7 protein-coding genes are annotated in these 6,042 nt (G+C 44.2%); 4 read left to right on the top strand and 3 right to left on the bottom strand.

The features are described 5' to 3' along the window. Positions 1–311: hypothetical protein (locus F3741_09685; protein MZG31053.1), on the top strand; the 311-nt coding region annotated here is incomplete at its 5' end. Then, on the top strand, positions 308–1,582 hold the full coding sequence (locus F3741_09680) for a hypothetical protein (protein MZG31052.1): 1,275 nt from the start codon (positions 308–310) through the stop codon (positions 1,580–1,582). The genes F3741_09685 and F3741_09680, both read left to right, overlap by 4 nt. 249 nt (positions 1,583–1,831) lie before the next feature. Here F3741_09680 and F3741_09675 read toward each other — a convergent pair whose 3' ends face one another. Together F3741_09675 and F3741_09670 are read right to left on the bottom strand one after the other, a co-directional pair. Continuing rightward, a complete protein-coding gene (locus F3741_09675; GenBank protein MZG31051.1) occupies positions 1,832–2,515 on the bottom strand; it encodes an inorganic diphosphatase in 684 nt (227 codons plus the stop codon). A 189-nt stretch (positions 2,516–2,704) separates the two neighbouring features. Then, positions 2,705–3,238, bottom strand: coding sequence for an NADH-quinone oxidoreductase subunit B (locus tag F3741_09670; protein ID MZG31050.1), 534 nt, complete (start codon positions 3,236–3,238; stop codon positions 2,705–2,707). A gap of 265 nt (positions 3,239–3,503) precedes the next feature. Between F3741_09670 and F3741_09665 the strand changes: the two genes are divergently transcribed. Then, positions 3,504–4,052, top strand: a complete 549-nt coding sequence (locus F3741_09665) for a hypothetical protein (protein ID MZG31049.1) — start codon at positions 3,504–3,506, stop codon at positions 4,050–4,052. Positions 4,053–4,173: 121 nt separating this feature from the next. On the opposite strand, the gene F3741_09660 is transcribed toward F3741_09665, so the two are convergent. After that, positions 4,174–5,019 (bottom strand): hypothetical protein, encoded by an 846-nt coding sequence (locus F3741_09660; GenBank protein MZG31048.1) that lies wholly within the window; start codon positions 5,017–5,019, stop codon positions 4,174–4,176. Positions 5,020–5,547: 528 nt separating this feature from the next. Between F3741_09660 and F3741_09655 the strand changes: the two genes are divergently transcribed. Next, positions 5,548–6,042 (top strand): pentapeptide repeat-containing protein (locus tag F3741_09655; GenBank protein ID MZG31047.1); only part of this gene is annotated, 495 nt, incomplete at its 3' end.

Raw genomic sequence — 6,042 nt, 5'->3', positions numbered from 1 at the left:
CGGTTGCCAGACTGAACACCACGGGTGAGAACCCGGTTGAAGAACTGAACGCGGAAGGTTTCGGCACAGTCACTCCGCAACCTGGTGAAAACCAGAATGTGGAGGGTTCCGGCGAATGGAAAGATGGAGTCTGGACCGTGGTTTTTCTTCGTGACATGCCAAAGACCGGTAAATGGGATGTGGATTTCGCAAAACGCATCGACCCCGCTCTGGTTGCATTCGCAGTCTGGGATGGTGTCAAAGAAGACCGTAATGGACGCAAGGTGATCAGTGTCTGGCAACGTTTCAACATCAAGAAGCCGAAACCTTGAGAAAAGAATTACTCATTGCTGTTATCAATTTTCTCCTTGTTTCTCCGCCTCAGTTAAAAGCGGAAGAACAAGTCGGCCTTGGTGAACTAAATCGCTTACTCAATTTACACTTACCTAAAAAAAATCAGGGAGAGGTTGTTGGTCCCTCTAAAAAAATAAAGTTTGGAAACGAAGAAATAGTTTTCACGGTTCCCGGTTTCAACACCTATGGTTGTGGTGATTGTCATGAATCGGGAAAGTTGCTAGACAAGTCGATTAAAAGGATGGAACAATCACTTAACCGTGAGATGGAGTCTTTTCCTAATCTTCCACCACCCATATTGAAGCAGTTTATCATTCAGTCTTGGTCGGATGAATGGTTGCGTCCTGGCCAGTTTGCTCACACCACTTTTGACACGATTCGCATTTCACCTGCCGCGGTTTTGGTTGACAGTCTTGTGTATGGCAATGCCACGCACTTGCATGAATCTTTTCATTTAACCCAACCGTTTCTGGGGGTAGCAAACGAACTAGAGGCCTATGGATTGAATATCAGATCTGACCCGCGTTTTCTGATATTAAATTTTCCTTATTTTTCTGATACGGTCACGGAATTCTTCGTCCCCGATTTCAGGGAGATATTGGACCGGTTTTTTTCCCGCCAGTTAAAAGAGAAATCGTCGGTGATTGGAGAAGATATGATTGTCCCCAAAGAAGCGCAGTGGTTTTTAATGCCTTTTGATGAAGAGTCGCTGATGAAGTTGAACATCGCTATAAAAAAACTTGAGCCGGTGTTACGTGAAGTGTCCCGCCTGAACCGGAAGTACCCATTAGAAGCCGCATATCTAGGGGAACAGGACCGTGTGGTATCCTTACTGCTTGACATTGCAGCAGTGAAAATCCTTCCGCTGCCTCCATTGGATATAGACTCCACATTACTCAAGAAAGCGTTTTACATTCTTGATGAGCAGTTCAACAAACTCGATAACACTAGGCTAGGATATCGTATAGATCGTAAGCACGAAGCTTTAATGACCCTTACTTACCAATTAAGGTTGAAGGACCCAGCAACCCGGTTGGGAATCTATTTCCGGTTTTTAAAGAATAGGTATATAGGGGATGATGGTGAAATAAAACTGGTGATACCTGATGAAGAAGATTTTAAAAAGTATGTCGCAGAGAAACGCCGCGAAATAAAGAAAATGGCAGACTCCCCCAAACTCACATCAATAGAAAAAGCCGGTGCCTTGAAAATGTTGGAAAGTATTTCTTCCGTTGGTTCAAGAAACTGAATGGGTTCTACTTAAAGCCGAAAGCAGAATTAATAAGTAGAAACAGTTATTGCTCACCAGCTACGCCAGAGTGGAAAAAATGGTGGCTGCAAAGACACCCTCTCGCAAGACCTGAAAAGCTTTATAGCCGAAAGGGACTCTTTCTCTGGAAGAGGAGAACCGTTTATTGAGGGAACAGTTAGGAGCAATGAATATGATGGTGGGCATAGAACGAGTTATTCTGAATCAGGCTAACTTGTAAGACTTGAATCAAGGAGTGGGATCTGTTGATTGATAATGGCGGGAGGCTTCTGTCAGAATTTTTTCAGCTTCTTGCCGGTTGCCATACCCTCTGGATTTCATTTTTCCTTTATAGTTCGTGAACCACAGTTCCAGGATTTCTGTGATTCCGGGAAAACGTTCGTCTAGCTCTGAAATGGAATCCGCTTTTTTAAGGGGTGAATTAAATTGAACAGCGATTAATTTGTCGTCTTGTTCTCCATGGTCGTCAAGTTTAAGGACTCCGATCAGTTTGGCTGAAGCGACTTCACCCCGTTCTAGAGGAGGTCCAAGCAGAATTATGTCTAAAGGGTCACCATCGCCTCCGGATTCTTTCGGCAACAGGGTGCCTGGCACCATTCCATAATTGCCCGGGTATCCAATATATTTAAGAACTCGCGGTTTGCCTTTTTTGAAGTCCCATTTCAAGTTTCCATGTTCTTTGCTCACTTCCCATTTATCTGTCCTTCCTGCGGGAATCTCAATCACCGCGTTGACATTTCCTGATGAATCTTTACTGGGCCAGTCTTTCAGAAAGTGCTTTTTCGAAGACAGGGTATAGGGGTCTTTATACTTCAAGCCGGGAGCAACATTGCACGGTAAGTTACAGGAGTTAGCTTCTGAAATTACGGGAAAAAGAATATGGATCAATAAGGAGGCGACAAAAGATTTCATCTTGTTTTTCAGTTAGAGTGGGAGGCCGGTACAGAATTAATTTATTAATAATACAGAATTGAGGTTATTGTCAGGGGTTAGAAAAGAGGCAGGTTGCTGTTTAATGGAAAGATCAGGATATATGACTCATTAAGAGCGTTGTTTCTTGCCAAAGAGAGTTTTTTGCAATTCACCAGCGGCGGTTCGCCGTTAGAGCTTGCTGGCTGGTGTGACGAGAGCAGGTCCCTTAACGTGGTCTTCCAGAGTTTCCCCTTGTACTTTATCCTGCAGTTTCATCAGGGCATCGATCACCATTTCTGGTCTTGGAGGACATCCCGGTATATAGACATCAACTGGAATGAGGGTATCAATACCCATAACAGTGGAGTAGTTATCATAGAATCCACCTGAAACCGTGCAAACCCCATAAGCGACCACCCATTTGGGTTCGGTCATCTGGTTATAGACCTTGGTGAGAATGGGGGCCTGTTTGTGGCTGATGGTTCCTACAACCATCAGCAGATCGGCCTGCCTGGGTGAAAACCTGGGAAACGCCGCACCCATCCTGTCAAGATCGTATCGGGGACCAGCTACTGACATGAACTCCATTCCACAACATGCTGTGATGAAGGGATATATAAAAAAGGAATATTTACGTGCCCAGTTTACGGCCTGGGTCATTTGCGTTACGATTACGTTGTTACCCAGACTCATTTCCGTCTCGGTTCTGTATAGTCCAGCCATGCCATCTGCTCCCTGAATGAGGTTTAGACCGCATCTTAAAATATTTTCTGCAAAAAATCCACTACTAGCCGTCGAGACAACGACAATATTTTTCAGGCCGGAAAAGGGATGTTTCGGTATAGATTGGCAACTCACCATGTCGGCGTAAGCAATTTCAGTGGGTTGCCTGCTGGACTTAAACCGGTGTATAATTATAGATCATCATAAGTTACATGCCAGTCCGGTAAATCGGTATTGGGTTATCAATTGCGGGAGAAAGGTAATTATGGATTACAGTGGCAATAAGACCGCCATGGGTCAAGACAGGGCCATGGCTGAAACCGAATCTATTGTTCGGATGAATTTGAGTAAAGATGGCAAAACCCTTGATCTTACTGCCACTTATTTGAAGGAATATGGAGCCAAAGACATCGCTCGTATGGAGTTTTTGCGTCCTCTAACCCACCTGGCTTTTGGAACCAACCTGTGCGGTCCCAAAGGGGCTAAATACATCGGCCAGTCTGAAGTGTTGGTCAACCTCACTTCGCTGAACATGTTTTATAATCGCCTGGGTAACGAAGGGGCCAAGTATATTGCGGTTTCTGATAACCTTTTGACCCTGCAGAACCTTGTGCTTACAGATAATGAAATCACCGATGAGGGGGCTCTGGTTTTAGCCAAATTCATGCCTCTTTTCAGCAACCTCGTGCGCCTTGATTTGCGTCTCAACCGGATCAAGGATGAGGGGAAAAATGCCCTCATGGAAGCGCAAAAAATGTCCTCCGTTAAACATCTCCTATTAGATAAAGTAGAAGGGTTCCAGGTCAAAGGCTAACGGCGAGCCGCCGTCTGTAGATCGCCAAGATAATCTCTCGCACAACAGCTAACATTCCTGCTCGTTGCCTCCCTCGCTAGAGGGGATTGGCCCGACGCGAGTAGCCAGCGGCGGTTCGCCGCTAGCCGAGAGGATTTAATGCGACTTGTTCGTTGTCGAACAATGGCGCGATATCACCAAAGTCTATTCCTGCCAATTCCACACATTGCCGGATTTCAGAACTCTGATAGATGATCTGCCACAACCGGTTGCCCATTTCCTGAATATTTTCGAGCAGTCCGGTAATACCGTGGGGGTGTTGAATCACGGAAAACAGGTTAAGCTTTAAAGGTTCCCACTTTTTTTGAGCTTTCAGGATTTCGCGATAGAGTTCCAGCTCATGTTCAACGAGCGGAAAGGTTCTCCTGAGAGGGTGGGCCTGGGTCGAATTGGGGAACATTGACAGGAAGTCTTTTTCGATTCGGCTTGCTTTCCAGCTTGTGAGCAGATACCCGGTCAGGTTGCCATGCAAGACAGAAATCGATTTGACAAGCTGATGCACCCGGTCAATATGTTCCGCGCGCATTTCGTTGATTAGAACAGCATTGGGGAAATCCTTGTTGATCCGTTCTTTGAAGAGAAAAAGGTTGGCATATAGTTCTCTCAAAACCGAGTTTAAATTCGCGATGGTGACAGGGGCATCGGGATGGCGGGTATCTTTTAAAGAGACGGTTTCCACTTCCAGGTCCCGTTTGGTGGTTTCAATATAATTGATCTGCGGGATATCGAGAAGTTTGTAAAACATCTCTGGCGAAAGTGCCAGGTTGATGCCGAACTGTTCCCGCACATGGTCGCGAATTTTACGGCATTTGACCACATCCCGAAAGGTTTCGACCGTTTGTTCCAGCGGTTCACCTGTTTCGGCGAAAGGTTCGACCTCCACTTCCAGACCCAGCAGTTTTTGTAGAATTCTTTTAGGGTCCCTCAACGTAAAGATCCTCTCATCAAAATTTCATCCACACGGTTTGAGGACTTCATTCTATGATGGAAATGGTGGCAGATACAATGCGGGTCGGGGACATAAATCAAAAAAACTGGCCATGATGGCGGTTGGAATTTTTAATGGAAACTGTTGACATTCGTCACGTGCGGGTTCCGGCGGTTCCAATTCCAGCCGGAATATTTTCAAATGCGAACACCTAAGCCGGGGTGGCGGAATTGGTAGGCGCAAGGGACTTGAAATCACCTCATATTTTCCCAAGTCCAGTCATATCAAGGGAAAATGGCATTTTAGGGGTTATGCAACATATCTAATCTTTTAACCATCAAAACTTCCACCAAAAATTATGGAAGTCCTATGAATAAATTAGTGCAATTAATATCAAAGGTTTAGGTGTTCTTTTTCCAGCAAAGATGTCTTGCCAAAAGTTTTACAGGTAATCAATTTGGGTCGGGTATTTATTAACAAGTGGTTCCCTATATTTGGACATTTATCTTTATCATTATAGGTTTTTGAATGTTTAACTATATCGATAAGTTATCTTTTCTTAAAACGCCTTTCTATTTATCAATCTTTCTCGCCTTTATTTCCTTACTTTCATTATCAGGTTGTTCCAAATACTCCGATGAAGTGCAGGCAAATTTAACCAAACTAGAAAATACTAAGTCGTGTCCAGGTTGTGATTTGACAGGGATTGAATTGATTAGTTTTGATCTTAAAGGAGCGGATTTGAGTGGTGCCAATCTAACGGATGCGAATCTTAGAAGATCAGATCTTACAGGAGCAAACCTGACGGATACAAACCTGACTGATGCAAATTTGTTGGGTGTAAATCTTACGGATGCGAAATTAATAAATACAAATCTATCTGGGGTTAAACTTAGTTATTCGAATATAAATGGGGCGGATATATCTGGTGCGATATTAAAGGATGCGCATTTAAATAGTTCAAATGTAGTGAATTCCAGGATAAAGAATTCAGATATGACCGGTGCCAATCTTTATAATGCT

The organism is Nitrospinota bacterium, assembly GCA_009873635.1.
Lineage (GTDB): Bacteria > Nitrospinota > Nitrospinia > Nitrospinales > VA-1 > LS-NOB.
This window is presented reverse-complemented; position numbering and strand designations above follow the sequence as displayed.